Below are 26053 nucleotides of genomic sequence, written 5' to 3'. Positions count from 1 at the left end.
TTCCAGTGCGGCTGTACCGCTCACGGGCTCAGGTCACAGTGTCAGGCCGGGGTCATCGTCCCGTCGATCCGCCGCGCCACGTGCCACGGGTTGGCGTCGCGCAGCACCGGCGGCAGCAGCGCGTCAGGCAGCGACTGGTAGCAGACCGGCCGCAGGAACCGATCGATCGCCAGCGCCCCGACCGACGTCGTGCGCCCGTCCGACGTCGCCGGGAACGGCCCGCCATGCACCATCGTGTGCGACACCTCGACCCCGGTCGGCCAGCCATTGGCCAGCACGCGCCCGACCTTTGCGGCCAGCAACGGCACCAGCGCCGCCGCCATCGCCTCATCGTCCGCATCATGCTGGATCGTCGCGGTCAGCTGCCCTTCCAGGCCGGTGATCACGTGCGCGATCTCGGTCTCGTCGCGGCACGCCACGATGATCGCGGACGATCCGAACACTTCGTGCCCCAGCGCCGCATCCGCCAGGAACTGCGCCGCATCGGTGCGGAAGATCGCGCCGCGCGCCTGGTTCACGCCATCGCCCACGCACCCGCGCGCCACGACCGTGACCGCCGCATGCTGTTCCAGTGCGGCGACACCCTGTTCGAAACTGGCATGGATGCCCGGCGTCAGCATCTGGACCGGCTTGGCCTCGGCCAGCACCTTGCCCGCTTCGGCCGCGAACGCGTCCAGATCGGGTCCGGCAATCGCCAGCACCAGCCCCGGATTGGTGCAGAACTGCCCCGCCCCCATCGTCAGCGACTGGACGAACGCCGCCGCCATCGCCGGCCCGCGCGCCGCCAGCGCCTGCGGCAACAGCACGACCGGGTTGATGCTGCTCATTTCGGCATAGACCGGAATCGGCACCGCGCGCTCCGCCGCGATCTTCACGAGCGCCAGTCCGCCGCCACGCGATCCGGTGAACCCGACCGCGGCGATCCGCGGATCGGCGACCAGCCCGCCGCCCAGTTCATGCGTGGTGCCCGGCAGGAACGAGAACACGCCTTCGTGAAGGCCGCAACTGTCCACCGCGGCGCGGATCGCGCGTGCCACCAGCTCGCCGGTGCCGGGGTGGGCGGGGTGCCCCTTCACCACCACCGGGCAACCGGCCGCCAGCGCGGATGCGGTGTCGCCGCCACCCACGGAGAAGGCGAGCGGGAAATTGCTCGCGCCGAACACCGCCACCGGGCCGAGCGCGACGTTGCGGCGCCGCATGTCCGGGCGCGGCAACGGCGCACGATCCGGCATCGCCGGGTCGATCGTCACGTCCAGGAAATCGCCCGCGCGCACGACGCTGGCGAACAGCCGCAACTGGCCGACAGTGCGCCCGCGCTCCCCCTCCAGCCGGACGCGCGGCAGGCCGCTCTCCGTCATCGCGCGCACGATCAGCTCGTCCCCCAGCGCCATGATCGCGTCGGCGATCGCTTCCAGGAACGCGGCCCGCGTCGTCAGGTCGGTTTCTGAAAAGCTCGGATAGGCGTCCGCCGCCAGCGCGCAGGCGGCGTCGATCTCGGCCGCGCCGGACTCCGCGAACTGCGGTTCCAGCATCGCGCCGGTGGCCGGATCGACCGCGCGGAACAGGCGCTGGCCGACATGCTCGGTCGCGCCGACCAGAATAGAGCCGTTGATCATGTATTTCCCGATCCGCTGATTTGTCGGACATTGGACTAACGGCTGCCCGATCCGGGCGCAAGGCGGTCCCGTCCCGTCCGGACCGGTCTGCCGTGGTGGTCAGGCGGCCAGTCGCAACCGGTTCCGCCCGGACCGTTTGGCATCGTACAACGCCCGGTCGGCCCGGTTCAGCAGGATCGTCGCGGACGTGTCGACGTCCGGATCCAGCCGCGCGACGCCGACGCTGATCGTGACGGCGGGCGCGTCGCCGGCATCGGCATCGGCATCGGCCCCATTGCCGCTCGCCTCGATGGCGGACCGGACGCGTTCGGCGATCTTCATGGCGACGGTCTCGTCCGCGCCGGGCAACAGCATCACGAACTCCTCGCCCCCCAGCCGGCCGACCAGGTCGTCGCGCCGCGACGCGCCGGTCGCGGCGCGCGCGATGCGGCGCAGCACCGCGTCGCCGATCAGGTGCCCGAACCGGTCGTTCACCGCCTTGAAATGATCCACGTCGAAGATCGCGACGGACAGCGGTTCCCGGCCGGTGCGGGCCGTTTCGATCGCCTCGTCCAGCACCCGCAACGCGCGCCGCCGGCTGGCCAGCCCGGTCAGCTGGTCGGTGTCGGCCGCCGCCTCGGCCGTTGCGCGGGCCGCCTCCAGCGCCGCTGCGGCGGTCACCCGGTCGGTTACGTCCTGGATCACCCCGAACAGGCTGATGAGCGTCCCGTCGGGCGCGCAGTCGGCGTGGCCGCGCGTCAGGACATGGCGGATCGCCCCGTCGGGATTGACGAGCCGCGCCTCGAACACGAACTCGCCGCCGATGTCGGCCATCGCCGACGTGATGAACGCGGTCACCCGTTCGCGGTCGTCGGGGTGGTACGCGGCGATCGCGTCGGCCAGCGACGGCGCGTCGCCCACCGCCATGCCGTGCAGCCGGAAGACCTCGGGCGACCACAGCAATGTCCGGGTCACGGTGTCCATCCGCCAATGGCCCATCTGTGCGGTGCGCTCCGCCATCCGGAGCAGGCGGTTGCTCTCGCCCACCTGACGCATCAGTTGTCTGTGCGTCGCCAGCAGCGCCGCCAGCGGCAACGCCGTACCCAGCATGACGAGCAGGTAGAATTGCAGGAACAGCGATACTGCGCGCTGATTGTCGTGCAACAGCATCATGGGGCCATGCGCGTCGGTGGTCAGCGCCGTTCCGATCGCCGCGATGGTCAGCACGCCCCCCGCCGCCCCGATCGGCCCCAGCCGGTATGTCGCCGCGAGCAGGGCGACCAGCGGCAGGAACAGCAACGGGTAGCCGGACTGTGCGAATACGCCGGCCGTCACCACCGCGACCAGCCCCAGCAGCAGCAGCAGGTCCCGCCGCCGCACGACCATATCCGGGTTCCGACCGCGGACCGCATCGGCCGCGATCAGGATCAGCGGCGTCAGGATCAGCATGCCCAGCAGGTCGGTCAGGAACCAGGATGCGCTGAACTGCGCGCTGCCGAACCCGGTGCCGATCGACGCCAGGAACGCACTGGCCGATGCCGCCGCGGTCGCCGCGACGCAGAACCGCCCGATCTCCGCCGGTTGCGTGAAGCGCGGCCGCGCCTCTCCCCGGCCACGCAGCATCCACCAGCCGATCACCGCCTCCGCCATGTTGGCAAAGGTCATGCCGACGACATCCCCCGGCGCGGCACCGAACGCCAGATTGGCCGCCGCGCTCGCCACCATGGCGCCCGCGACATAATAAGGGATCAGCCTGCGTCCCGACAGCAACAGCGTGGCCAGCAGGATGCCGCTGGGCGGCCAGATCGTCGCAATGCCGTCCGCACCCTGCGTCAGGTGCAGCGCCAGCCATGCGAAGCCGAAATACAGCACCGCCACCGCGATCGGCCCCAGGATGACGAAAGGTCGGGTGGGAGGCAGCGCCACGTGCAGTGTCCGTTCGGTTGAGACGCCCCCGCCGGTAGCACCGCCCGCCTTAATGCTTCGACAACGGCGTCGGTGCCGCCCGATCCGCCCCTATCGCAGCCGCAACGCGGCCAGCACGTCGGCCCAAGCCGTCAGCTTGAAATTCTGCGTCGCCGGAGCATTGTCCCCGTCCTGCACCACCAGCAGCCCACCCGGATAGTCCGGCCCGAAATCGCCGGTCACCAGGTCGATGCCATCGGTTTCGGACGTCGCGTCCACCCGCCCGTCGCCGATCCGGAACCGCCCGGCAAAGCGCATGTCGGGCAGCCGGTACAGCGCATAGGCGTTGTCGCCCTGGCTCGACACGATCAGATAGCCGCCCGTCCGGCCGCGCGGGGCCAGCGCCATCCCCTCCGCATCCGCGAACAGCGTCACGCCGTCCACCCGGCCCAGCGGGCGTGGCGTCACCGGCGCGTCTGGTTCGGCGTCGAAACTCCACAGGCCGACATCCTCTTCGGATACGTACAGCCGCCCGGTGCGGTCGTCGGCGACGCAGCCTTCGGATTGCGTCCCCAGTTTCAGGCTGCGGACCCGGCGCGCGGTCGGCGCCGCGCCACTCAGGTCGAACGCCATCTGGTCGATCCGCCCGTCCTTCATCACGACGAAGCCGAACAGCGCCCCGTCGCGCGCGCGCCGCCACAGGCACATGCCATAGGCTTCGCCCGGGCCGACCGGCACCGACGCCAGCGGCAGCAGCCGCCGCGTGACCGCATCCAGCCGGAACAGCGCCATCTTCGCGGCGGCGACATCGGCCCGGTCGCTCGCCGCGACCAGGATCGCGGGCACGCCGCCGATCGTCACCCGGTCGCGCAGGTCGACATTGTTCAGCCGCGCGGACGGCGTGAACCCCAGCCGCTTGCCGTTCAGGTCGTACAGATGGATGCCGGCCCGCTTGTCGGTCGCCACGATCAGGCTTGCCGCCGGGTCCGCCGGGTTGCGCCAGATCGCGGGATCGTCCGCCGCATCGTCCAGGCTGTCGACCGGATCCGTCTCCGCCCGCGCCTGCACCACGGCCGTGACGGGCGCTACGACCGCATCCGGCTGCGGCACCGGCGCGCAGCCCGCCAGCAGCAGCGCGAAGATCGCCACCGTCCGCATCAGAAGTTCACGCGCACGCCGCCGGTATAGCGCCGACCGAACGTCTCATGCTCGATCGTCCGCGCGCTGATGCCCGCATAACGCCGCCCCGGCCCGTTCAGCAGGTTCGCCCCGTCGACATAGATTTCGACATTCGGGGTCAGGGCATAGCGGGCCGACGCGTCCAGCTCGTCGTCCGTGCCCCAATATTGGTCGCCGCCATCGCCCAGCGCCAGCACCGCCACGCCGTTCCGCACGCCCTCCTGCGGCGACGCGATCGAATCGATCCACGGTGTCCGCTTCTGATAGTTCACCCGCGCCGAAAAACCGTATTTCTCGTAATAGGCGCCGACATTGTAGACGAATTTCGACGTACCAGGGAACATGATCTCCCGACCGTCGGGCGTCGTGGCCTCGCTCTTGTTATATGTCGCGTTGGCCTGGATCCCGAAGCCGCCCATCCAGTCCGGCAGACCCAGGTCGCCCACAAATGGTTCGAGCTGCTGCTGGAACGCGCCTTCGACCCCGTAGATCTTGCCGTCGCCACCGTTCAGGGTCGTCGACAGGATATATTGCGACCGGTCCTGCCCACCGCTGTTCAGCACGGTCGATCCGAACGTGCGGGTGTTGTTGAACAGCACGTCGCGAACATCCTTGTAGAACGCACCGACCGAGAAGAAGCCCTGCGGCTGGATATACCATTCGAAATACAGATCGACACCGCGCGCCTTTTCGGGCGTCGCCTCCGGGTTGCCACCGGATACGGTCAGGTTGGCGTCGTTGAACGTGAAATTGGGTCGCAGCTGATCGTAATCAGGCCGCGCGGCACCCGTGTTGAACGACAGCCGAAGCTTCTTGGATCGGTCCAGGTCGAAATTGAAATGCAGGCTGGGATAGATCAGGGTCTGGTCGTTCTTCACATCGATCGGGGTGTTGACGTTGTTCAGCACGACGATGGCGCTGCCGTCGTTGCGGATATGTTCGACCCGCGCGCCGCCGACGACGTTACCCCAGTCATATTTGACCAGCGCCATGGCATAGCCCGCCAGCACTTCCTCGCGGACGCGGTAGAAGTTCGCGGTCTGCGGCACATAGGTGCCGACGCCGCGCGCCTTCGCCAACGGGTCCTCGACCCGCTCGCGCCCGAAATAGCGGAAGTCGTAGCCGAGCGGGATTTCACCGCGGAACGGCCCGTCGATCGCGATCGCGTTGTAATTCGTGCTGATCCCCGCGCCCGCGAACGCTGCGGTGCGTACGTCGAGCAGGTCCTCGTTCGACGTCTTGGTACGGTGGTCATACTGACCGCCGACCGAGAACACCGCCTCCCCGCCCAGCAGGCCGGCTTCGTAACTGACGTCCAGCTTGCCGGTGTAGGCCCGCGTGATATCCTTGGCGAGCAGCGAACGCAGCCGGACCAGGTTCAGCGGAAAATCCTCGATCTGGCGGACCTGCGCCCCGCGACCATAGGTCCCGTCGGCGTTGGTGATGGTCCGGTACAGCGTCACATAGGACTGCTGCGGATCGCGCAGGTCGTAGTCGATCGTCGGGCGGTTGGCGGCCGCCGACGGGCTTTCATAGTTCAGCTGCGCCGGCTGCGTCCGGTCGTCGATCGACCGCGTGTAATTGCCGCGCCACCTGATCTTCAGCGTGTCGAGGTCGTGATCGCCGCCGATCGTGCTGGTGAAGATCGACTGCTTATATTTGCGGATCGTGAAATTGGGATTGATATCGATGCCGTACAGCGTGCCCTGAGATGGCGTGTTGCCGGTGCAGACGTCGGCATAACCGGTATTGGGGGCGCGCGGCGCGGACGGCGTGGTCGCGCATGCCGTCGCGGCGGTCGGCACACGCGCCGCCTGATCGTCCAGGTCGAAGATGTAGTTGGACCGCAGTTCGTCGTCCTTGAACGCGGAATAGATGGACGACACGAAGAAACGGTTGTCGCCGTCCGGCTTCCATTCCAGCTTGGCCGAACCGGAATAGTTGCGGCGCGTCAGGCGGTACAGCTTGTTTTCGGTTTCGCGCGCCCAGACACGGTCGGCGAACCCCGGGCGGTTGTCGCGAAATTCGTTGGCCCAGTCATTCTCGAAATTGTCGGTCACCATGCCGCGCTGATAATAGCTGCCCGACACCAGCAGGCCGATCTCGCCGATCCCGGTGTTCCACCGGTTCGCCAGCACCAGCGAACCGTCATATTCCACGGTGTCGCCCAGCTCGACATAGCCCGCGCCCGCCTTTGCCGCGACGTGGAAGCCCTTATAGTCGAACGCGGACCGCGTCACGATGTCGACATTGCCGGCGATCGTCTCGCCCGTCATGTCCGGCGTCACCGCCTTGCGCACGATGATCTGCGACGCGATCGCCGACGGGATGGAATCGAACCGCGCGTCGCGGCCTTCCGGGCTTACCACGTTGATCCCGTCGAACGACAATGTTGTCCAGTTGATCGGCGCGCCGCGCAGGTTGATGTAGCGCGCCTGGCCCTGGTCGCGCTGGACCGCCACGCCGGGCAGCCGGCTGACCGCCTGCGCGATATTCTGATCGGGCAGGCGCCCCACCGCGTCGGATGCCACGACGCTCACCAGCGACGGCGATGCCTTCTGGATCGCCAGCGCCGCGGCTTCGGACTCCGCGATCGGGCGGGTGCCGGTCACGACGATCGCGTCGGCTTCCGCCTCGGCGACCGCGCTGGCCGGCAGGTCGGCGGCCGCTTCTGTCGGGACGACCACCTGCGCGCCGGCGGCCACGCTCGTCATGCCGATCGTGGCACATCCGGCGGCAAGGAACGCGCGCATGGACATGCGGCCGGCGTTGCGCCGGTTAAACTGACTGGTCACGATATGAGCCCCCAACGACGCCGTGCGTCCGATCAGGGGCAGCTAGGGTCGCTGCATGACGGCGGGGCTACGCGACGATGACGGCCCCGCGTCGATGACGTTACGGTTCAATGACGTTACCGCACTGCAACATATTATTTACCACAGGATACCCTTCACCGGTTCCAGCGGCCGCGGCGCCTCGTCGCCGATCGCCTCCAGCAGATCGATCTCGATCGTCCGACACATCGACGTCAGCGGGACGTCATGATCGTCATTGGCGAACGGATCGACCAGATCGTCGCCGATCCGCAGGATCGCCAGGAACATCAGCCCCGCCACGGTGGATCCCAGCGGCGTCGCCCAACCCAGCGACTCCACCAACCCGATGGGCAACGCCACGCAGAACAGCCGGGCGAAGATTTCCGGAAAGAAGCGGTACTGCATCGGCAGCGGCGTGTTCTTCAGCCGCTCCATCCCGCCCTGTGCATTGGCGATGTCGACCAGCACGCGTTCCAGCTGCGTCTGCTGGATCGTGTCGATCAGCCCGCGGCGCTGCGCCTCCGCCATCCGCCGCGCGGTTCCGTCCAGCAATCCGTTCGGCACGTTCTGGCGTGACAGTCCCTCCTGCGCCTCCTCCGGCGACAGCATCCGCAAGACTTCCGGGGCCGGGTCCTGCTTGCGCAGCCGGCAGCGCAGCGCATGGACATAGGCGATCTGGCGCAGCACGATCGTCCGCTTCAGGTCGACCACGCCCGGCTCGTCGTCGTGCAGGAACGCGATCGTGCTGCGCGCCAGACTGCGCGATGCGTTGATCATCAGCCCCCACAGCCCGCGGCCTTCCCACCACCGTTCGTACGCGCTGTTGACGCGGAACCCCAGGAACAGCGCGATCGCCGAACCGAACAGCGTCAGCGGCAGCGACGGCGCCTTGAACGGCAGCACGAAATAGGTGACCGTCACGATCACGTCCCAGATGAACAGGACGGTCAACGGGCGCCACACCTCGCTGACCATGCGCCGCACCCGCGGCGTACTCGGAACGATCATTCGCGCCTGCCTTCCTCGTCAATATCGTCGCGGGCCAGAGCGTTCCGGGCCCGATATGGTTGCATCCATCATGCTGCACGCGCGTGCAACCGATCGGCTGCCGCGGCGGGACGCACTCGACAGCCTCCCCGCCAACCGCCAATAGGGGGCCATGCCGGGCAAGCATATCCTCCTGATCGTCGGTGGCGGCATCGCGGCCTACAAGGCGTGCGACCTGATCCGCACGCTGCGCCGTGCCGGCGCCACCGTCACCTGCGTCCTGACCGACGGCGGCGCACGCTTCGTCACCGCCATGACGCTGGCCGCCCTGTCCGAACGCCCGGTCCATACCAGCCTGTGGGACCTGGACGAGGCGGAAATGGGCCACATCCAGCTCAGCCGGCAGGCGGACCTGGTCGTCGTCGTGCCCGCTACCGCCGATCTGCTGGCGCGAATGGCGGCCGGCATCGCGGACGATCTGGCCACCACGCTGCTGCTCGCCACCGACAAGCCCGTGCTGGTCGCGCCCGCGATGAACGTGCGGATGTGGCTGCACCCTGCGACGCAGCGGAACGTCGCCACCCTGCGCGCCGATGGCATCACTGTCGTCCCGCCCGATGAAGGCGCGATGGCCTGCGGTGAATATGGTCCCGGCCGGCTGCCCGCCATCGATGCGCTGAGCGACGTCATCCTCGCCCGCTTCGCGGCACCGGCACCCCGGCCCGGCCTGCTGGCCGGTCGCCACATGCTCGTCACCGCCGGGCCGACGCACGAACCGATCGATCCGGTCCGCTACATCGCCAACCGGTCCTCGGGCAAGCAGGGGTTCGCCATCGCCGCCGCCCTTGCCGCGCGCGGCGCGCGCGTCACGCTGGTCGCGGGGCCGGTCGCGCTACCCACCCCGCCCGGCGTCGACCGGGTGGACGTGGAAACCGCGCGCGACATGGCCGTCGCCGTCGACGCCGCCCTGCCCGCCGACGCCGCGATCCTGGTCGCCGCCGTGGCCGACTGGCACGTCGCGCCCAGTCCACAGAAGATCAAGAAGACACGCGACGGTACGCCGGCGCTGGTGCTGCGCGAAAATCCGGACATATTGGCGACGCTCGCCGCCCATCCACGCCGCCCCGCGCTGCTCGTCGGTTTCGCGGCGGAGACGGAGGACGTCGTCGCCCACGCCACGGCCAAGCGGCTGCGCAAGGCGGTCGACTGGATCGTCGCTAACGACGTCTCGGGCGACGTGATGGGCGGCGACGAAAACAGCGTTCATCTCATCACCGCCGCCGGCGTCGAAAGCTGGGCCACCGCGTCGAAAACGCTCGTCGCGGAACGGCTCGCCGACCGTATCACGGACCAGTTCTCATGACCCCGATCACGATCCGCCTGACGCGCCTGCCGCACGGCGCCGGCCTCCCGCTGCCCGTCTACGCCACTGCCGACGCCGCCGGCATGGATGTCGTCGCGGCGGAGGACCATGTCCTGGCGCCTGGGGCTCGCGCCGCCATTGCGACCGGTTTCGCCATCGCGATCCCGACCGGCTATGAGGTTCAGGTCCGCCCACGGTCCGGCCTCGCGCTGCGTCACGGCGTCACCTGCCTCAACACGCCCGGCACGATCGACGCCGACTATCGCGGGGAGGTGAAGATCATCCTCGCCAATCTGGGCAGCGCGCCGTTCACCGTCACGCGCGGCGACCGCATCGCGCAACTCGTTCCCGCCGCGGTCCAGCGCGCGACCCTGACCGAGGTCGCGGAACTGGACGAAACCGACCGCGGCAGCGGCGGCTTCGGATCGACCGGCACCCGGTGAGCGCCGCACCCCCGCCCCTCGGCGACGACCAGCTCGATCGCTATGCCCGGCACATCGTGCTGCGTGAGATCGGCGGCGCAGGGCAGCAGGCGCTGCTTGCCGCCCATGTCGCGATCGTCGGCGCGGGCGGCATCGGCGCACCGTTGATCCAGGCGCTTGCCGCCGCCGGGATCGGCCGCCTGACCGTCGTCGATGACGACGTCGTGGCACTGTCCAACCTCCAGCGCCAATATCTGTTCGGCACCGCCGACATCGGCCGGTCCAAGGTCGCCGCCGCCGCCGATGCGGTCGCCCGGCTGAACCCCGACGTCCGCTTCGTACCGCGCAACGAACGACTTGGAGCGGACAGCTTCGACGCCTTCGCCGACGATGCCGACGTCGTGGTCGACGGTTCGGACAATTTCGAAACCCGCCTGATGGTCGCCGATGCCGCGCTCGCCCGCCGCATCCCGCTCGTCTCCGCGGCCGTCGGGCAGTTCGAGGGCCAGCTCGCGGTCTATCGCGGCTGGGAACCCGGCCGACCCTGCTACCGCTGCCTCGTCGGCGACGCGCCCGACCGCGGCGATGCGTCCTGCGCGGATCAGGGCGTGCTCGGCGCGCTGACCGGCGTTCTCGGCAGCCTCGCCGCGATCGAGACAATCCGCCAGATCGTGCCGTTCGGCGAGGACAGCGCCGGCAAGCTGTTGCTGGTCGACGCGCTCGCCTTCCGCTTTCGCACGCTCACCGTGCCCAAGGATCCGGGCTGCCGATGCGCGGGCTGACCATCATCGTCGCGGACGTCTCGTCCGAACGGTTCCGCACCGCGCTTTCGCTCGCCACCGCCACCGCCGCGCTCGGCGGTCGGACGCGCATCTTCCTGCAAGGCGAAGCGGTCACCCTGCTGCGCGATCCGATCATGGGGCGGGGGGACGACGCCCATGCCGACGCCGGACTGCCGACGCTCGCTACACACTATGCCGAAGCCCTCGCCCTCGGCGTCCGCTTCACCCTCTGCCAGTCCGGCCTGACCCTCACCGCCACGCAACCGAGCGACTATGAACCGACGACGGAGTATGCCGGTCTGGTCAGTATCATGGCGGATCTCGGGGACGATCGCTTGGTCGTCGTCTAACGCGGGTCGGCCCGACCTGGCACGCAATAGTTCGAAGAGGATCCACCCCCACCCCGTTTGGTTCGAGCCTGTCGAGAACGCCGCGCGAGGTTCTCGGCAAGCGCGAACCGAACGGAGCGGGAAGGCAGCGCGAAGACATCTTCGCTGAAGCCGCCCATCCAGAGCGCAGCCGAGACGGCCCACAGCATCACCAAAGTTGCCCTTGTGAGAACTTGCTTGGCCATTCCCCAAAGCGGGGCAGGCTCATTCCTGGCAAAACGCCGCCCGCATCAGCTGCTGATCTACAATCCGCGCCCGGAACCAATCCGCCAGCTGCGCCTCGGACAGTTCGCCATCAGCAAGCGCCATCGAAGCGAGCAGTTCCTCGCCTGTTGTCGAACAAGAGCCCCACCGGATTGATCTTCACATGCAATCACGCGCCGATCCACACCGTCCGCTTGTTGCCGACGAACGGATAGTTCCGCGATACCGAGTTGCCGATACCTACGAGTGTCATGGCCTTCGTCATAACCGTTGTACTACGGGAAACGACGAAGGCTCGCGATCACTCCGCCGCCACCGCCTTCTTCACAGCCGGCTTCTTCGCAGCCGCCGGCTTCGCGCCAGCCTTCTTCGGAGCTGCTTTCTTGGCCGGTGCCTTCTTCACGGCCGCCGTCTTGGCCGCAGGTGCATCGGCCCCCGCCTTCGCCGCTGCGGGCTTCTTCGCCGCGGCCGCCTTCTTCACCGGCGCCTTCTTCTTCCCCTTCGGCGGGCCCTTCGCCGCACGCTCGGCCAGCAGCATCAATGCCTCGTCCGCGGTCATCGTCGCCGGATCGGCCGTCTTGGGCAGCGTCGCGTTGGTCTCGCCGTCGGTCACATAGGGGCCGAACCGCCCCTCCATCAGCTTCACCGGCTTGCCCGTCACCGGACTGTCGCCGAATGCGGCCAGCGGCTCCTTCGCCGCCCCGCGTCCACGCCCGCCACCGGCCGCCGCCTCGGCCAGCTTGACCACCGCCGCGTTCATGCCCGTCTCGAACACGTCCGCCGTCGTCTGCAATCGGGCGTACTTGCCGTCATGCAACAAATATGGCCCGTAACGCCCGATCGACGCGACGATATCCAGCCCGCTCTCCGGATGCGCGCCCACCGTCCGCGGCAGCGACAGCAGCTTCAGCGCACCCTCCAGATCCACCTCCGCCCCGAAATCCTTCGGAATCGACGCGCGCTTGGCGTCCTTCTCGTCACCCAGCTGCACATAGGGCCCGAACCGCCCGGTCCGCTTGCTGACCTCCAGCTGCGTCTCCGGATCAATACCCAGCGCCACCGGCCCGGTATCGGCCCCCGCCTCCGCCCCGCCCGCCTGCGCGAACCGCCGCGTATATTTGCACTCCGGATAGTTGGAACACGCCACGAACGCGCCGAACTTGCCGCCACGCAGCGCCAGCTTCCCGTCGCCGCATGCCGGGCACGCCCGCGGATCGGTCCCGTCCTCCTTCTCGGGGAACAGGTAGGACCCCAGGAATATGTCCAGCTCCGCCGTCACTTCCGAAGGCTTCTGCTCCATCACCTCGGCGGTCTTCGGCTTGAAATCACGCCAGAACGCCTCCAGCACCGCCTGCCATTCGGCCCGCCCACCCGACACATCGTCCAGGCTGTTCTCCAGCCCCGCGGTGAAATCGTAGCTGACATAGCGTTCGAAGAAGCGCTCGAGAAACGCCGTCACCAGCCGCCCGCTCTCGTTCGGCGTGAAACGGTTCTTCTCGACCGTCACATAGTCGCGGTCCTTCAGCACCTGCAGCACCGACGCATAGGTCGACGGCCGCCCGATGCCGAGTTCCTCCATCTTCTTGACGAGGCTGGCCTCGGAATAACGCGGCGGCGGCTGCGTGAAATGCTGCTCGCTGTCGACCGACTTGCGCGCCGGCCCGTCGCCCTCCTTCATCCGCGGCAGGCGGCGGCTCTCCTCGTCCGCCTCGTCGTCGCGGCCCTCCTCGTAGAGTGCGAGGTAGCCCGGGAACAACACGACCTGACCGGTCGCGCGCAGCGCCTGCTGCCCGGTCTGGTCGGCCAGCTCCACCGTCGTCCGCTCCAGCCGCGCCGACGCCATCTGACTGGCGAGCGCTCGCTTGAAGATCAGGTCGTACAACCGCGCATGGTCACCCGATCCCGCCTTGTCGCGCCCGAAATCGGTCGGCCGGATCGCCTCATGCGCCTCCTGCGCATTCTTCGCCTTCGTCGTGTAGAGCCGCGGCTTGTCCGGCACATAGGATGCGTCGTAGCGGTTCGCGATCGCGCCCCGCGCTGCGGAAATGGCGCTATGGTCCATCTGCACGCCGTCGGTCCGCATGTACGTGATCGCGCCGTCCTCATACAGCGCCTGCGCCACGCGCATCGTGTGGCTGGCCGAGAAGCCCAGCTTGCGCGCCGCCTCCTGCTGCAACGTCGATGTCGTGAACGGCGCCGGCGGATTGCGGGTCAGCGGCTTGGTCTCGACGCTCTCTACCGAGAAGCGCCCGGCCTCGACCGCCGCCTTCGCCGCGGCCGCATCGCCGCCATTGCCGATCGACAGCCGGTCGAGCTTCTGGCCCTTCCACCGCACCAGCCGGCTCGTGAACGCGACGCCGTCCTGCTCGAACACCGCGGTGACCGACCAATATTCTTGGTGGACGAACGCCTCGATCTCGCGCTCGCGGTCCACCACCAGCCGCAGCGCCACCGACTGCACCCGCCCCGCGGACTTCGCCCCCGGCAGCTTGCGCCACAGCACGGGCGAAAGCGTGAACCCGACCAGATAATCGAGCGCCCGGCGTGCGCGATATGCGTCGATCAGGTCCTCGTCCAGCGCGCGCGGCCGGCCCATCGCCTCGGTCACCGCCTGCTTGGTGATCGCGTTGAACGTCACACGCTGCACGTCGCTCGGCAACGCCTTCCGCTTGCGCAGCACCTCCTGCACGTGCCAGCTGATCGCCTCGCCCTCGCGGTCCGGATCGGTCGCCAGGATCAGCGTGTCGGCCCCCTTCGCCTCGTCGGTGATCGCCTTCAGCTGGCGCGCCTTGTCCGCATAATTCTCCCACTGCATGGCGAAACCGTCGTCGGGATCGACCGATCCGTCCTTGGGCGGCAGGTCGCGGACATGGCCGTAGGATGCCAGCACGCGGTATCCCGGGCCGAGATATTTCTCGATGGTCTTGGCCTTGGCGGGCGATTCGACGACGACGAGTTTCATTGCGGCAAGCCTTCAATCTCTCACATGTACGCACGAGGGTGGCGATGCCCGCCCCCGGTCGTCAAGTCGCGGCGCAGATGGGGACGCCGTCCGTCCCGCGCATCCCCGCCGCACGCCTCCTACAGGGCGGCCGACGCGGCGTCATCCCCGGCGCGGGTCGACATCGCGACGCACCGTGGTTCAAATTCGGGAAGCGACCGCTGTCGCGCGTCGCGCGGCAGCCGTAACGCTCCGTCGGCCGGGGGGGGGATTGGCCGACGGAGCGAGCGGCAAGTCGGTTGCCGCGTCCGATCTACGTAGGGTCAGCGGGATCGGTTGCAAACCAAATCTTACAAATTTGCGACACCGGGGCTTGCCCGAATTGCATCGTTCAGAACGTTCAGAGCCTTCAGAAGGACAGGCTGACCCGCCCGCCGGCATGACGGTCCAGCCGCCCGCCCAGTTCCAGTTCCAGCAAAACCGTCTGCACGATCGCGGGCGCCAGGCCCGCCTGCCGCACGATCTCGTCCACTCCCACCGCGGTCGGGCCGAGCAGCCCCACCACCCGCGTCCGGTCGCGGTCGTCCGCATCGACCGGTGGCGGAGCTTCATATTCACGCGTCGGCGCCGCGACCCCCTGACCCGTGCCGTGCGCCGCATTGCGGCCGATCGGCCCGATCGCCTCGATCACGTCGGCGGCCGACTGCACCAGTACCGCCCCCTCGCGGATCAGCAGGTTGCAGCCCTGCGCCCGCGGGTCGAGCGGTGAACCCGGCACCGCCATCACGTCGCGGCCGAACTCGGACGCCAGCCGTGCGGTGATGAGCGATCCTGACCGCGGCGCCGCCTCCACCACCACCGTACCCCCGGCCAGCCCCGCGATGATCCGGTTGCGATAGGGGAAATGCCGGGCGCGCGGCTCCGTCCCCGGCGGCTGTTCGGCCAGCAACAGCCCGCCGTCGCCGATCGCACGCTGCAGGTCCGCATTTTCGGGCGGATAGACGATGTCGATCCCGCCTGCGATCACGCCGGCCGTCCGCGCCGCCCCGGCCCCCGCATGTGCTGCTGTATCGATCCCGCGCGCCAGGCCCGACACCACCAGATATCCCGCATCCGCCAGTTCGGCGGCCAGCCCGCGCGCGAACCGCACCGCGGCGGCCGACGCGTTGCGCGCGCCCACGATCGCCACCGCCTGCCGTTCCAGCAAGGCCGTCCGCCCGCGCAGGATCAGTGCGGGCGGCGCGGTCTCGATATGCGCGAGCAGCGGCGGGTACAGCCCCTGCCCAACGAACAGATAGCGTGCGCCCAACCGCTCGACCGCGGCGACCTCCGCCTCCACCGCAGCCAGTGTCGCCACCGCCGGGGCCTTTCCGCCGCCGCGCCGCGCCATGTCCGGCACCGCGGCCAGCGCCGCCGCCGGCGTGCCGAACCGCGCGATCAGCTGGCGGTAGGTGACCGGCCCGATCCCCGCGGTCCGGATCAGCCGGAGCCGGGCGATCCGGTCGTCGTACAGCGTCGCATCGGCCAAGTCAGCTGTCACCGCCGGGCAGTTCGGGCTTGCTGCGGCCGATGCGTGGCTCGGTCCCGTCCAGCAACCGTTCCACATTGCTGCGATGCTTCCACGACACCATCAGCGCCAGCGCCAGGAACAGCGGGACCAGATCGAACTGGCCGAAGAACGCCGCCGCCACGGGCGTGACCGCCGCCGCCGCGATCCCGCCCACCGAGGAATAGCGCGTCACCGCCATCGCGGCGATCCAGACGCCTGCGAAGATCATGCCGGTCGGCCAGTGCAGCGCCAGCGCGATGCCCAGCAACGTCGCCACGCCCTTGCCGCCGCGGAACCGCAGCCAGGCGGGATAGCAATGGCCGAAGAACGCCGCGGCCCCCGCCGCCGGCATCAGTGCCGGGTCGATCGCACCTGCCGCCAGCACCGCCACCGCGCCCTTGCCCGCATCCAGCAGCAACGTCGCCGCCGCCAGCCCCTTGCGCCCGGTGCGCAGCACGTTGGTCGCGCCGATATTGCCCGAACCGATCGTCCGCAGGTCGCCCGCGCCGGTCATGCGGGTCAGCAGGATGCCGAACGGCACGGCCCCAAGCAGGTACGCGCCGACCATCACCAGCGCCGCCACCATCCACGGTTCCATCGTCGAAATCGTCACGCCCCCCAGTCGCGCAGAACATAGCGCCCCCGCACCGGGACGCAAATGATCTTGGTCAGGAGCGGTGCTTCGCCTCCGACATTCCGAAGAGAGGACAACGGTTACTGCGCAACCCGCCCATCCCGAGCGAAGTCGAGGGACACTTCGAGTGCTGTCGAGAAGCCCACAGCACCCCTCGGCTGCGCTCGGGGGAACGTGCCTCGACTGCGCTCGGCAGGGACGGGATGGGAGGCGGAGCGAACGGGGAAAACCCGAGCCACGCCACCTGGCCACCGTCCCACCTAGCTTCCCGACCCACCCCCCTGCTACGACGCGCCGCATGCCGGACCTCCGCCCGATCCTGTTCTTCGACTCCGGCATCGGCGGCCTGTCGGTCCTTGCCCCCACGCGCGCCGCGCTGCCGCTTGCCCCGATCGTCTATGCCGCGGACAACGCCTTCTTCCCCTACGGCGTGAAGTCGGAGGGCGAAATCGCCGGCCGCGTGCCCGTCCTGCTCGGCCGGCTGGCCGAACGCTACCGTCCGCGGCTGGTGGTCATCGCCTGCAACACCGCGTCCACCATCGCGCTGGGACCGGTGCGCGCCGCGCTCGACATCCCCGTCGTCGGCACGGTGCCCGCCATCCGCCCGGCCGCGCTGGCATCGCGCACCCGGGTCATCGGCGTGCTCGGCACAGATGCCACCGTGCGGCAACCCTATGTCGATCGGCTGGCCGCGGAATATGCCGCGGACTGCCTGGTGCTGCGCCACGGATCCGCAGCACTCGTCGCGCTGGCCGAGGCGGATCTGCGCGGCGATGCCACCGCCGACGCCGCCTATGCCGCCGTCCTGTCCGGCTTGCTCGATCAGCCCGGCGGTGACCGCATCGATACGGTCGTGCTTGCCTGCACGCATTTCCCGCTCGTGGCGGACCGGCTGGCGGCCGTCGCACCCCGCCCGCTGCACTTCGTCGACGGCGGGCCGGGCATCGCGCGCCGCATCGTCCACCTGACGCAGGGCCAGTCCTGGCCGGCCACCGCCGCACCCGGCATCGCGGTGTTCACCGGGCCGATCGATCCCGCCCCCGCCTTCGCGGCCAGCCTTGCCCGGTTCCGGCTGGAACGGCACGAACGGCTCTGATCGGCCACGTCGATCATGGCGAGACAAAATGCCGCAATGCTGCGCTGCGATCACGCTGGAGTTCCGGCCCCCGCGGTCGTACATACCGGCATCATCTTGGTTCCGGAGTGCCCCGGTTGGACTATCAGCGTGTTTTCAATCAGGCGATCGATCGCCTTCATGCCGAAGGGCGCTACCGGGTCTTCATCGATATCCTGCGAAACAAGGGGTCGTTCCCGAACGCGCGCTGTTTCGCCGGCCATAACGGGCCGAAGCCGATCACCGTCTGGTGTTCCAACGACTATCTCGCCATGGGCCAGCACCCCGCCGTCGTCACCGCGATGGAGGATGCGCTCCACGATGTCGGCGCCGGCTCCGGCGGCACGCGCAACATCGGCGGCAATACGCATTATCATATCCAGCTTGAGGGAGAGCTTGCCGACCTGCACGGCAAGCAGGCCGCCTTGCTGTTCACCTCGGGCTATGTCTCCAACGACGCGACGCTGTCGACGCTCGCCAAGATCCTGCCCGGCTGCATCATCTTCTCCGACGAACTCAACCACGCCTCGATGATCGCCGGCATCCGTAACTCAGGCTGCGAAAAGCAGGTGTTCCGCCACAACGACCTCGACCATCTCGAGGAACTGCTCGCCGCCGCGAACCCGGATGCACCAAAGCTGATCGCGTTCGAAAGCGTCTATTCGATGGATGGCGACGTCGCACCGATCGCGGCGATCTGCGACCTGTCGGACAAGTATAACGCGCTCACCTATCTGGACGAGGTCCACGCCGTCGGCATGTACGGCGCGCGCGGCGGCGGTATCTCAGAACGCGACGCCGTCGCCGACCGCGTCAACATCATCGAGGGGACGCTGGGCAAGGCGTTCGGCGTGATGGGCGGCTACATCGCGACCGACCAGACGATCGTCGACGTCATCCGCAGCTATGCGCCCGGCTTCATCTTCACGACCTCGCTGTCGCCCGTGCTAGTCGCCGGCGCGCTCGCCAGCGTCCGCCACCTGAAGGCATCGTCGGTCGAACGCGACGGGCAACAGGCCGCCGCCACGCGACTGAAGACGATGTTCGCCGACGCCGGCCTGCCCGTCATGCCGTCCACCACGCACATCGTGCCGCTGATGATCGGCGACCCGGTCAAGGCCAAGCGGATCAGCGACATCCTGCTGGCCGAATACGGCGTCTACGTCCAGCCGATCAACTACCCGACGGTCCCGCGCGGCACCGAACGCCTCCGCTTCACCCCCGGCCCCGCGCACGACGAATCCATGATGCGCGACCTGACCAACGCGCTCCTCGAAATCTGGGATCGCATGGAACTCCGCCTGGCGGCATAACAACAAACCTTGATAGTTCCCCGGCGAAGGCCGGGGCCTAGGTGAAACGCGGCCACCTAGGCCACGGCCTCCGCCGAGGAACAACAACGAGCACAAGAACAACAAAAAGCCCCTCTCCTTCAAGGGAGGGGTTGGGGTGGGGGCAACAGCGCCTAAGAAGCGCAATCGGCCCTCAAACGGCTCAAGCCAACCGAGCCCCATCCGGCACATCCTCATCGGGCACGGCCAGCACGATCGCCCCATCCGCATCGGCGAACCCCAGCACCAGCACCTCGGACCGCATCCGCCCGATCTGCCGCGGCGGAAAATTCACCACCGCCATCACCCGCCGCCCGACCAGTTCCTCCGGCGCATAACGCTCGGTGATCTGCGCCGCACTCTTGCGCACGCCCACCGCCGGGCCGAAATCGATCGTCAGGACGAACGACGGATTGCGCGCCCCCTCGAACGGGATGCACGTCCGGATCGTCCCCGCCCTAATGTCGACCGTCAGGAAATCGGCAAATCGCGTCTCCACCGCAGGTGGTGCATTCGGATCATGGATCAGATGCACGGCAAAACCTCGAACGACCTCACCCCGCCAGCACCCCAGCCAGCACGGTCAGCCCGCCCAGCCCCAGCGACAGCACCAGCCGCAGCCAGCCCCACCAGCGGCCGATCATGCCCTCCGCCACCAGCATCCGGTCGACCAGCCAGCTGCCCGCAATTGCGCAGCCCAGCACGATCAGCAGTGCGCGCATCGGGCTCGCGCCTGCCAGCCCCTGCACGCAGAACCCCATCAGCGACGCGCCGATCCCCAGCAGCAGCAGGATCGACCGCCGCCGCCCTTCGGCGCGGGTCAGCGCGATCCCCCACCAGCTGCCCCCCAGAAATGACAGAATCAGCGCGCCATAGACCAGCGCCAGCGCCTGCCCGTTCAGCCAGTCCATGCCCAGCAAGGGGGACAGGATCGCCGCCCCCTGCGGCAACAGCCCGGCAAGGCCCAGCCCGATCGCCAGCCGCACCGGTTCCGCGCCGCCCACGCGCCAGCCGTCGGCATCCGCTTCCGCGACCGCGTGGACCGTCGGGGGTGCCGCCGCGTCCCCGCGGGCATCGTCGTCTTCGCTCGTCATGCCCCGTCCTGTACCGCCGCACCTAGTCCCGGCAATAGCCTTCGACACCGGCCTGCACGATCAGGCAATCCCGTTTGTTGGCCAGCCATTTGAACCCGGTCTCGGCCCCCGTACCGGGCCGCGCGACCAGCGCCTGTCCGCGCCGCACGAACCGCAACGTGCCGCCCTCCGCCGTCGCATCGAATGTCGTGCGGTCGTCCAGCGTATCCTGGTTGCGGACATGGAAACCGCCGCCTGCCGCCGGCTCGGCCACGAACGACAGCCCTTCCGGCCCGGTCCAGGTGCCGACGAATCTGACGGGCGCGACGGCCGTTTCCGGCTGCGTTGCCGTCCTGCCGGCACCGGTTGCGCTTGCGACGGTCGCGTTCGTGACGGGCGCGACCGGCTCGGCCAGGGTGCTGTTCGCCGCAGGCGCATCGCCGCCGTTCGACGCGCCGCCATCCCCGCACGCCGTCAGCAGCATCGCCGCGACGATCGCCGGCCCCGTCCAGAGCCCCGTCAGAGGCCCCGTCATCCTGTCGAATAGGGTCATTCCGTCCTCCCTCCGCATCGTGGCTGGCCTTCCGGGCCGCACGCTCCTACTAGCCACGCAAACCCCGTCCTGTCTCCGACTCGTTCCCGAAACGGACCTTCATGCTGCACAGCACCCCCCACCGTCGCATCGCGATCGCCTCGGACCATGCCGGTTTCGACATGAAGGCCGCACTGGCGATCACCTTGCGCGATGCCGGGCATGATGTCGTCGATCTCGGCCCGCACGATACCGCCCGCGTCGATTATCCGGACTATGGCTATGAACTGGCGACGGCGGTGGCCGACGACCGCGCCGACGTCGGCATCGCGATCTGCGGTTCCGGCATCGGCATCTCGATCGCGGTGAACCGCAATCCCGCCATGCGCTGCGCGCTCGTCTCCGACGCGCTGTCCGCCCGGCTCGCGCGGCAGCATAACGACGCCAACGTCATCGCGCTCGGCGCGCGGCTGATCGGCATCGACATGGCGCGCGACTGCGTCGACATGTTCCTCGCCACCCCGTTCGAAGGCGGCCGCCACGGCGACCGCGTCGCGAAACTTTCCACGCCCCCTCACGCGAAGGACCCCGCATGAGCACCCAACCGATCCAGGGCGACGATATCCGTCCCGAAGGCTTTTTCACCCGCGCGCTTGCGGACAGCGACCCGGCGGTCTTTGCCGGCCTGACGCAGGAACTGACCCGCGAACGCAAGCAGATCGAACTGATCGCGTCCGAGAACATCGTGTCCGCCGCGGTGATGGAGGCGCAGGGCTCGGTCTTCACCAACAAATATGCCGAGGGCTATCCCGGCAAGCGTTATTATCAGGGCTGCGCGCCGTCCGACGTCGTGGAACAGCTCGCGATCGACCGCGCGAAGCAGCTGTTCGGTTGCGCCTTCGCCAACGTCCAGCCGCATTCGGGCGCGCAGGCGAACGGCGCGGTCATGCTCGCGCTGGTCAAGCCGGGCGACACGATTCTCGGCATGTCGCTCGATGCGGGCGGCCACCTGACGCACGGCGCGCGCGCTGCGATGTCGGGCAAGTGGTTCAACGCCGTCCAGTACGGCGTGCGCGAAGATACGCAGCTGATCGACTATGACCAGGTCGAGGCGCTGGCGCACGAACATAAGCCGCGACTGCTGATCGCCGGGGGCTCCGCCTATCCGCGGATCATCGATTTCGCCCGGTTCCGCGCCATCGCCGATGCCGTCGGCGCCATCTTCCTTGTCGACATGGCGCATTTCGCCGGCCTGGTCGCGGCCGGCGTCCACCCCTCGCCGCTCGGCCACGCGCATGTCGTCACCACGACCACGCACAAGACGTTGCGCGGTCCGCGCGGCGGCATGATCCTGACGAATGACGAGGCGATCGCCAAGAAGGTCAACTCCGCCGTCTTCCCCGGCCTCCAGGGTGGCCCGCTGATGCACGTCGTCGCGGCAAAGGCCGTCGCGTTCGGCGAGGCGCTGACGCCCGAATTCAAGTCCTACAGCCGCGCCGTCGTGGAAAACGCCAGGGTGCTGGCCGCCCGCCTGAAGGAACGTGGCAGCGATCTCGTCGCCGGCGGCACGGACACGCATCTGGCGCTCGTCGATCTGCGTCCGCTGGGCGTCACCGGTCGCGATGCGGACGAGGCGCTCGAACGCGCCGGCATCACCTGCAACAAGAACGGCATCCCGTTCGATCCGTTGCCGCCCGTCAAGACCTCCGGCATCCGCGTCGGCACGCCGGCCGGCACCACCCGCGGCTTCGGCCCCGCCGAATTCCGCGACATCGCCGACATGATCGCCGACGTGCTCGACGCGCTGTCCAAGAATGGCGAGCAGGGCGACCCCGCCGTCGAAGCCGACGTGAAGCGCCGCGTCGAAGCGCTCTGCGACCGCTTCCCGATCTATCCGGGGCTGTAGGACCGCGCCGCAACTGCCGTTCGAGCCTGTCGAGAACCCCCATCCCGTTTGGTTCGAGCCTGTCGAGAACCCTGCGCTGAGTTCTCGACAGGCTCGAACCAAACGGAGTTTGGGAATGCGTTGCCCCTTCTGTGCCCATGACGACACCCAGGTAAAGGACAGTCGCCCGACCGAGGACGGCGCCTCGATCCGCCGCCGCCGCCTGTGCGAGGGGTGCGGCGCACGTTTCACCACCTTCGAACGCGTCCAGCTCCGCGACCTGACCGTCGTTAAGAAGGACGGCGACCGCCAGCCTTTCGACCGCTCCAAGCTCGAACGCTCCGTCGCCATCGCCTGCCGCAAGCGCCCGATCGACCCCGCCCGCCTGGAACGCATGGTCTCCGGCATCCAGCGGCAGCTCGAGACATCGGGTGAAAACGAGGTGAAGGCTACCCGCATCGGCGAAATGCTCATGGACGGCCTCCGCGCGCTCGATACCGTCGCCTACATCCGCTTCGCCAGCGTCTACAAGGACTTCACCGAAGCCCAGGATTTCCGCGACTTCGTCGGAAGCGTGGCGGAGGCGGTGGAGGAGTAGGCTTGAGGCCACCGGGCCGATCGCCATCTCCAACCCACCCCCGTTCGGTTCGAGCTTGTCGAGAACCCGCCTGCGTCGCAAAGACCGAGCATGACATTCTGGACCTACATCCTCCGCTGCGCCGACGGCACCTACTATACCGGCCACACGGACGACCTCGAACGCCGCATCGCGCAGCACGATGCTGGCGCCTTTCCCGGCTACACGCACGATCGCCGTCCGGTCACGCTGATGTGGTCCGAGAACTTCCAGACCCGGATCGAAGCTCTGGAGCGCGAGGGGCAGATCAAGGATTGGTCGCGAAAGAAGAAGGAAGCCCTGTTCCAGGGAAACTGGCCCGCGGTGTCGGCGGCGGCAAAGTCGGCGACGCCGTCGCGTGATCGAGAGAACGAAACCGCGCTACCCACCGTTCGGTTCGAGCCTGTCGAGAACAAAGCGCTCGTTTCTCGACAAGCTCGAACCAAACGGATTGGGGAAGATGCCACCGTGGAAGGTGCGCAGGAAAGCACCGCCCCACCCCCCGTCATCATCCTCGTCCGCCCACAGCTCGGCGAGAACATCGGCAAGGCGGCGCGGGCCATGCTGAACTTCGGGCTCACCGAACTGCGCCTCGTCTTGCCTCGCGACGGCTGGCCGAACCCCGCCGCCACCGCCGCCGCATCCGGCGCGGACCGCGTGCTGGCCGACGCGAAGCTCTACGCCACGCTGGCCGAGGCCACCGTCGACTGCGCGCATGTCTACGCCACCACGGTCCGCAAGCGCGGCGTGGCCAAGCCCGTCGTCACGCCCGAACAGGCCGCGACCGCGATCCACGCCGCGCCCGGCCGCGCCGCGATCCTGTTCGGCCCCGAACGGTCCGGGCTGGAAACCGACGACGTCGCCGTCGCGCGCACGATCATCACCGTCCCGATCAATCCGGAATTCGGCTCGCTCAACCTGGCGCAGGCGGTCATCCTGGTCGCCTATGAGTGGTCGAAGGGCGTCGCGCTGGCGCAACCCACGCTGGTCGAACCCTATCCGCCTGCACTGCAGGACGAACTGGACGGCATGATCGGCCATCTCGACCGCATCCTGGTGTCGACCGGTCATTATTTCCCGCCCGAACGCGCGCCCGTCGACCGCCGCCAGCTCCGCGGCATCCTCACCCGCCCCGGCTGGACCGCGGGCGAGGTCCGCACCCTGCGTGGCGTGCTGCGGTCGATCGAACGGAAGCTAACGGACCCCGATAGAGCGGAATAAGCCCGTCCTTCCCGAGCGAAGCCGAGGTCTCCGACGTCGCGCTTCTCGGCTACGCTCGAAAGAATCCCTCGACTTCGCTCGGGATGGACGGAGTTCAGTTGGAAGGTTCCGCACCCACTCGGGCATCGAACGTCGCCAGTTCATACGCGATCGAAGCCTCTACCAACTGCTCCCACAACGCAGCCACCACATCCGCCGGGGCACCCACCACCCCGGCATGCGCCACGGCCTGCGCGATCACCGCCGCCTTGCGTGCCGCGTCGCGCACCTGCCCACGCTCCGGCTTGATCCGCGCCGCGGCCCGCATGTAGCCGAACCGGACAGCCAGCAGTGCCACCAGTTCGCGGTCCAGCGCATCGACGCCGCGCCGCACCTCCGCCATGGTGCTGCAATTTTCAGGCGACAGGATCGGATCGGTCATGCCGCGGACCCTACCCGCGCGCGCCGCATGCCGTCCAGTTCGGCGGCCCGCTTGACCAACACCCCGCTTTCGCCCATAGGCCCGCCTTCGCAATTGGCTCCGCACCCCGGTGAAGCGGCGGCCCTGCCCCCCGGACTTGATCCGGGGCCAGCAGCGCGGTTCCGGGACATTCCGACAGCAATGTCACACGCAATTGAAGGATCGACAGCATGTCGAAGCGCCATAGCGCCAAGTACAAGATCGATCGCCGCATGGGCGAGAACATCTGGGGTCGTCCGAAGTCGCCGGTCAACAAGCGCGAATACGGTCCCGGCCAGCACGGGCAGCGTCGCAAGTCCAAGGTGTCGGACTACGGCATCCAGCTGAAGGCCAAGCAGAAGCTCAAGGGCTATTACGGCGAAGTGACGGAGAAGCAGTTCAAGCGCTCCTACACCGATGCCGCCAAGATGAAGGGCGATACGTCGCAGAACCTCATCGGCCTGCTCGAGCGCCGCCTCGACATGGTCGTCTATCGCGCCAAGTTCGCGCCGACGATCTTCGCGGCACGTCAGATCGTCAACCATGGCCACATCCGCGTCAACGGCGTGAAGTGCAACATCGCATCGCGCCGCGTGAACCCGGGCGACGAGATCTCGTTGGGCAGCAAGGCGCAGGAAATGACGCTCGTCATGGAAGCCCAGGGCCTGTCCGAGCGCGACATTCCCGATTACGTCACGCCCGACGGCACGACGAAGGTCACCTACGTCCGCGTCCCCACGCTCGACGAAGTGCCCTATCCGGTGAAGATGGAACCGAACCTGGTCGTCGAATTCTACAGCCGCTGACGCAAGGTCGTAGTGACGCTACGACGAGCACCACTCAGCGGCGCGGCCGGCGGCACTATAGTGTCGACCGACAACGTGGCTCTGCCACGGCGCACCGAACCAGGAAGGCGGCCCCGGCAACGGTGCCGCCTTTCTGCTGTTTCATTCCGGAACAGCGAACTATCGCGGCGCCGGGCCTGCCCGCCGCATTAAATCTGGACGCGCGGACCGTTCCCCCTATCGCCCGTGACGATGTTGTGCTGCGTTGCACCATAGGCCGGACAGGAGAAT

At 68.3% G+C, this 26053-nt stretch carries 23 protein-coding genes; 11 read left to right on the top strand and 12 right to left on the bottom strand.

The features are described 5' to 3' along the window. Nucleotides 1–41: 41 nt before the first annotated feature. From BKY59_RS11455 to BKY59_RS11435, 5 genes are all read right to left on the bottom strand, one after another. Complete coding sequence (locus BKY59_RS11455; protein WP_076071630.1) at nt 42–1616, bottom strand: aldehyde dehydrogenase (NADP(+)); 1575 nt, start codon at nt 1614–1616, stop codon at nt 42–44. Nucleotides 1617–1715: 99 nt separating this feature from the next. Beyond that, entirely contained in the window at nt 1716–3521 is a 1806-nt protein-coding gene (locus tag BKY59_RS11450) for a sensor domain-containing diguanylate cyclase (protein WP_083672080.1), read from the bottom strand. Nucleotides 3522–3611: 90 nt separating this feature from the next. Further along, nucleotides 3612–4658: a phytase gene (locus BKY59_RS11445; protein WP_076071628.1), complete on the bottom strand. Its 1047-nt coding sequence runs from the start codon at nt 4656–4658 to the stop codon at nt 3612–3614. Next, a complete protein-coding gene (locus BKY59_RS11440) occupies nt 4658–7474 on the bottom strand; it encodes a TonB-dependent receptor (RefSeq protein WP_240500075.1) in 2817 nt (938 codons plus the stop codon). The genes BKY59_RS11445 and BKY59_RS11440 overlap by 1 nt, the downstream gene beginning before the upstream one ends. 138 nt (nt 7475–7612) lie before the next feature. Beyond that, a complete protein-coding gene (locus BKY59_RS11435; RefSeq protein ID WP_076071626.1) occupies nt 7613–8503 on the bottom strand; it encodes a bestrophin family protein in 891 nt (296 codons plus the stop codon). A gap of 151 nt (nt 8504–8654) precedes the next feature. Here BKY59_RS11435 and coaBC point away from each other — a divergent pair, with 151 nt between their 5' ends. From coaBC to BKY59_RS11415, 4 genes are read left to right on the top strand one after another with little or no spacing between them, the layout of a single operon-like run. Beyond that, the gene (gene coaBC, locus BKY59_RS11430) at nt 8655–9845 is read left to right on the top strand and encodes a bifunctional phosphopantothenoylcysteine decarboxylase/phosphopantothenate--cysteine ligase CoaBC (protein ID WP_076071624.1); all 1191 of its coding nucleotides are present in this window, start codon (nt 8655–8657) and stop codon (nt 9843–9845) included. Then, the gene (dut, locus tag BKY59_RS11425; RefSeq protein WP_076071622.1) at nt 9842–10288 is read left to right on the top strand and encodes a dUTP diphosphatase; all 447 of its coding nucleotides are present in this window, start codon (nt 9842–9844) and stop codon (nt 10286–10288) included. The genes coaBC and dut overlap by 4 nt, the downstream gene beginning before the upstream one ends. Beyond that, a complete protein-coding gene (locus tag BKY59_RS11420) occupies nt 10285–11049 on the top strand; it encodes a HesA/MoeB/ThiF family protein (protein ID WP_076071620.1) in 765 nt (254 codons plus the stop codon). The genes dut and BKY59_RS11420 overlap by 4 nt, the downstream gene beginning before the upstream one ends. Then, nucleotides 11037–11399 (top strand): DsrE family protein, encoded by a 363-nt coding sequence (locus tag BKY59_RS11415; protein ID WP_083672079.1) that lies wholly within the window; start codon nt 11037–11039, stop codon nt 11397–11399. Before BKY59_RS11420 ends, BKY59_RS11415 begins: the two co-directional genes overlap by 13 nt. Nucleotides 11400–11943: 544 nt before the next feature. On the opposite strand, the gene topA is transcribed toward BKY59_RS11415, so the two are convergent. The 3 genes from topA to plsY all read right to left on the bottom strand — a co-directional run bounded on the left by topA (nt 11944) and on the right by plsY (nt 16730). Then, nucleotides 11944–14604, bottom strand: a complete 2661-nt coding sequence (gene topA, locus BKY59_RS11410; protein ID WP_076071617.1) for a type I DNA topoisomerase — start codon at nt 14602–14604, stop codon at nt 11944–11946. A 388-nt stretch (nt 14605–14992) separates the two neighbouring features. Further along, nucleotides 14993–16096, bottom strand: a complete 1104-nt coding sequence (dprA, locus tag BKY59_RS11405; protein ID WP_076071833.1) for a DNA-processing protein DprA — start codon at nt 16094–16096, stop codon at nt 14993–14995. A 16-nt stretch (nt 16097–16112) separates the two neighbouring features. After that, the gene (gene plsY, locus BKY59_RS11400; protein ID WP_240500084.1) at nt 16113–16730 is read right to left on the bottom strand and encodes a glycerol-3-phosphate 1-O-acyltransferase PlsY; all 618 of its coding nucleotides are present in this window, start codon (nt 16728–16730) and stop codon (nt 16113–16115) included. A 334-nt stretch (nt 16731–17064) separates the two neighbouring features. Between plsY and murI the strand changes: the two genes are divergently transcribed. Next, a complete protein-coding gene (murI, locus tag BKY59_RS11395; RefSeq protein WP_076071615.1) occupies nt 17065–17862 on the top strand; it encodes a glutamate racemase in 798 nt (265 codons plus the stop codon). A 116-nt stretch (nt 17863–17978) separates the two neighbouring features. Next, nucleotides 17979–19193: a 5-aminolevulinate synthase gene (hemA, locus tag BKY59_RS11390; protein ID WP_076071613.1), complete on the top strand. Its 1215-nt coding sequence runs from the start codon at nt 17979–17981 to the stop codon at nt 19191–19193. Between the two features lie 181 nt (nt 19194–19374). Here the strand turns inward: hemA and BKY59_RS11385 are convergent, their stop codons facing one another. From BKY59_RS11385 to BKY59_RS11375, 3 genes are read right to left on the bottom strand one after another with little or no spacing between them, the layout of a single operon-like run. Beyond that, the gene (locus BKY59_RS11385) at nt 19375–19746 is read right to left on the bottom strand and encodes a tRNA-binding protein (RefSeq protein WP_076071611.1); all 372 of its coding nucleotides are present in this window, start codon (nt 19744–19746) and stop codon (nt 19375–19377) included. Nucleotides 19747–19765: 19 nt separating this feature from the next. Beyond that, entirely contained in the window at nt 19766–20305 is a 540-nt protein-coding gene (locus BKY59_RS11380) for a DUF3429 domain-containing protein (RefSeq protein WP_083672078.1), read from the bottom strand. 22 nt (nt 20306–20327) lie between these two features. Continuing rightward, nucleotides 20328–20819, bottom strand: coding sequence for a hypothetical protein (locus tag BKY59_RS11375; protein WP_076071609.1), 492 nt, complete (start codon nt 20817–20819; stop codon nt 20328–20330). Between the two features lie 119 nt (nt 20820–20938). On the opposite strand from BKY59_RS11375, the gene rpiB reads away from it, so the two are divergent. The 4 genes from rpiB (at nt 20939) to BKY59_RS11355 (ending at nt 24538) form a co-directional block, all read left to right on the top strand. After that, nucleotides 20939–21412, top strand: a complete 474-nt coding sequence (gene rpiB / locus BKY59_RS11370; RefSeq protein ID WP_076071607.1) for a ribose 5-phosphate isomerase B — start codon at nt 20939–20941, stop codon at nt 21410–21412. After that, nucleotides 21409–22722, top strand: a complete 1314-nt coding sequence (glyA, locus tag BKY59_RS11365; protein ID WP_076071604.1) for a serine hydroxymethyltransferase — start codon at nt 21409–21411, stop codon at nt 22720–22722. The genes rpiB and glyA overlap by 4 nt, the downstream gene beginning before the upstream one ends. 115 nt (nt 22723–22837) lie before the next feature. Beyond that, nucleotides 22838–23299 carry a transcriptional regulator NrdR gene (nrdR, locus tag BKY59_RS11360; RefSeq protein WP_076071602.1) on the top strand — a complete coding sequence of 154 codons (462 nt, stop codon included), beginning with the start codon at nt 22838–22840 and terminating at the stop codon, nt 23297–23299. A gap of 90 nt (nt 23300–23389) precedes the next feature. Beyond that, complete coding sequence (locus tag BKY59_RS11355; RefSeq protein WP_076071600.1) at nt 23390–24538, top strand: TrmJ/YjtD family RNA methyltransferase; 1149 nt, start codon at nt 23390–23392, stop codon at nt 24536–24538. Nucleotides 24539–24632: 94 nt separating this feature from the next. On the opposite strand, the gene BKY59_RS11350 is transcribed toward BKY59_RS11355, so the two are convergent. After that, on the bottom strand, nt 24633–24959 hold the full coding sequence (locus BKY59_RS11350; RefSeq protein ID WP_076071598.1) for a chorismate mutase: 327 nt from the start codon (nt 24957–24959) through the stop codon (nt 24633–24635). 209 nt (nt 24960–25168) lie between these two features. Here BKY59_RS11350 and rpsD point away from each other — a divergent pair, with 209 nt between their 5' ends. Beyond that, nucleotides 25169–25783 (top strand): 30S ribosomal protein S4, encoded by a 615-nt coding sequence (rpsD, locus tag BKY59_RS11345; RefSeq protein ID WP_076071596.1) that lies wholly within the window; start codon nt 25169–25171, stop codon nt 25781–25783. The last annotated feature ends 270 nt before the right edge of the window (nt 25784–26053 follow it).

Origin of the sequence: Sphingomonas montana, from assembly GCF_001956315.1 — a bacterium.
In the GTDB taxonomy this organism is placed as follows: domain Bacteria; phylum Pseudomonadota; class Alphaproteobacteria; order Sphingomonadales; family Sphingomonadaceae; genus Sphingomonas_R; species Sphingomonas_R montana.
The sequence above is the reverse complement of the archived record's forward strand: the minus strand, read 5'-3'. Positions and strand labels throughout refer to the sequence as shown.

What these genes read in the sequence shown, in the direction of transcription:
- BKY59_RS11375 (WP_076071609.1), bottom strand. Translation starts at nt 20,819, where the DNA reads ATGACGGGGCCTCTGACGGGGCTCTGGACGGGGCCGGCGATCGTCGCG.
- rpiB (WP_076071607.1), top strand. Translation starts at nt 20,939, where the DNA reads ATGCTGCACAGCACCCCCCACCGTCGCATCGCGATCGCCTCGGACCAT.
- BKY59_RS11445 (WP_076071628.1), bottom strand. Translation starts at nt 4,658, where the DNA reads ATGCGGACGGTGGCGATCTTCGCGCTGCTGCTGGCGGGCTGCGCGCCG.
- topA (WP_076071617.1), bottom strand. Translation starts at nt 14,604, where the DNA reads ATGAAACTCGTCGTCGTCGAATCGCCCGCCAAGGCCAAGACCATCGAG.
- BKY59_RS11455 (WP_076071630.1), bottom strand. Translation starts at nt 1,616, where the DNA reads ATGATCAACGGCTCTATTCTGGTCGGCGCGACCGAGCATGTCGGCCAG.
- rpsD (WP_076071596.1), top strand. Translation starts at nt 25,169, where the DNA reads ATGTCGAAGCGCCATAGCGCCAAGTACAAGATCGATCGCCGCATGGGC.
- BKY59_RS11415 (WP_083672079.1), top strand. Translation starts at nt 11,037, where the DNA reads ATGCGCGGGCTGACCATCATCGTCGCGGACGTCTCGTCCGAACGGTTC.
- BKY59_RS11380 (WP_083672078.1), bottom strand. Translation starts at nt 20,305, where the DNA reads ATGACGAGCGAAGACGACGATGCCCGCGGGGACGCGGCGGCACCCCCG.
- murI (WP_076071615.1), top strand. Translation starts at nt 17,065, where the DNA reads ATGCCGGACCTCCGCCCGATCCTGTTCTTCGACTCCGGCATCGGCGGC.
- dut (WP_076071622.1), top strand. Translation starts at nt 9,842, where the DNA reads ATGACCCCGATCACGATCCGCCTGACGCGCCTGCCGCACGGCGCCGGC.
- BKY59_RS11350 (WP_076071598.1), bottom strand. Translation starts at nt 24,959, where the DNA reads ATGACCGATCCGATCCTGTCGCCTGAAAATTGCAGCACCATGGCGGAG.
- nrdR (WP_076071602.1), top strand. Translation starts at nt 22,838, where the DNA reads ATGCGTTGCCCCTTCTGTGCCCATGACGACACCCAGGTAAAGGACAGT.
- BKY59_RS11435 (WP_076071626.1), bottom strand. Translation starts at nt 8,503, where the DNA reads ATGATCGTTCCGAGTACGCCGCGGGTGCGGCGCATGGTCAGCGAGGTG.
- coaBC (WP_076071624.1), top strand. Translation starts at nt 8,655, where the DNA reads ATGCCGGGCAAGCATATCCTCCTGATCGTCGGTGGCGGCATCGCGGCC.
- plsY (WP_240500084.1), bottom strand. Translation starts at nt 16,730, where the DNA reads ATGGAACCGTGGATGGTGGCGGCGCTGGTGATGGTCGGCGCGTACCTG.
- glyA (WP_076071604.1), top strand. Translation starts at nt 21,409, where the DNA reads ATGAGCACCCAACCGATCCAGGGCGACGATATCCGTCCCGAAGGCTTT.
- BKY59_RS11355 (WP_076071600.1), top strand. Translation starts at nt 23,390, where the DNA reads ATGACATTCTGGACCTACATCCTCCGCTGCGCCGACGGCACCTACTAT.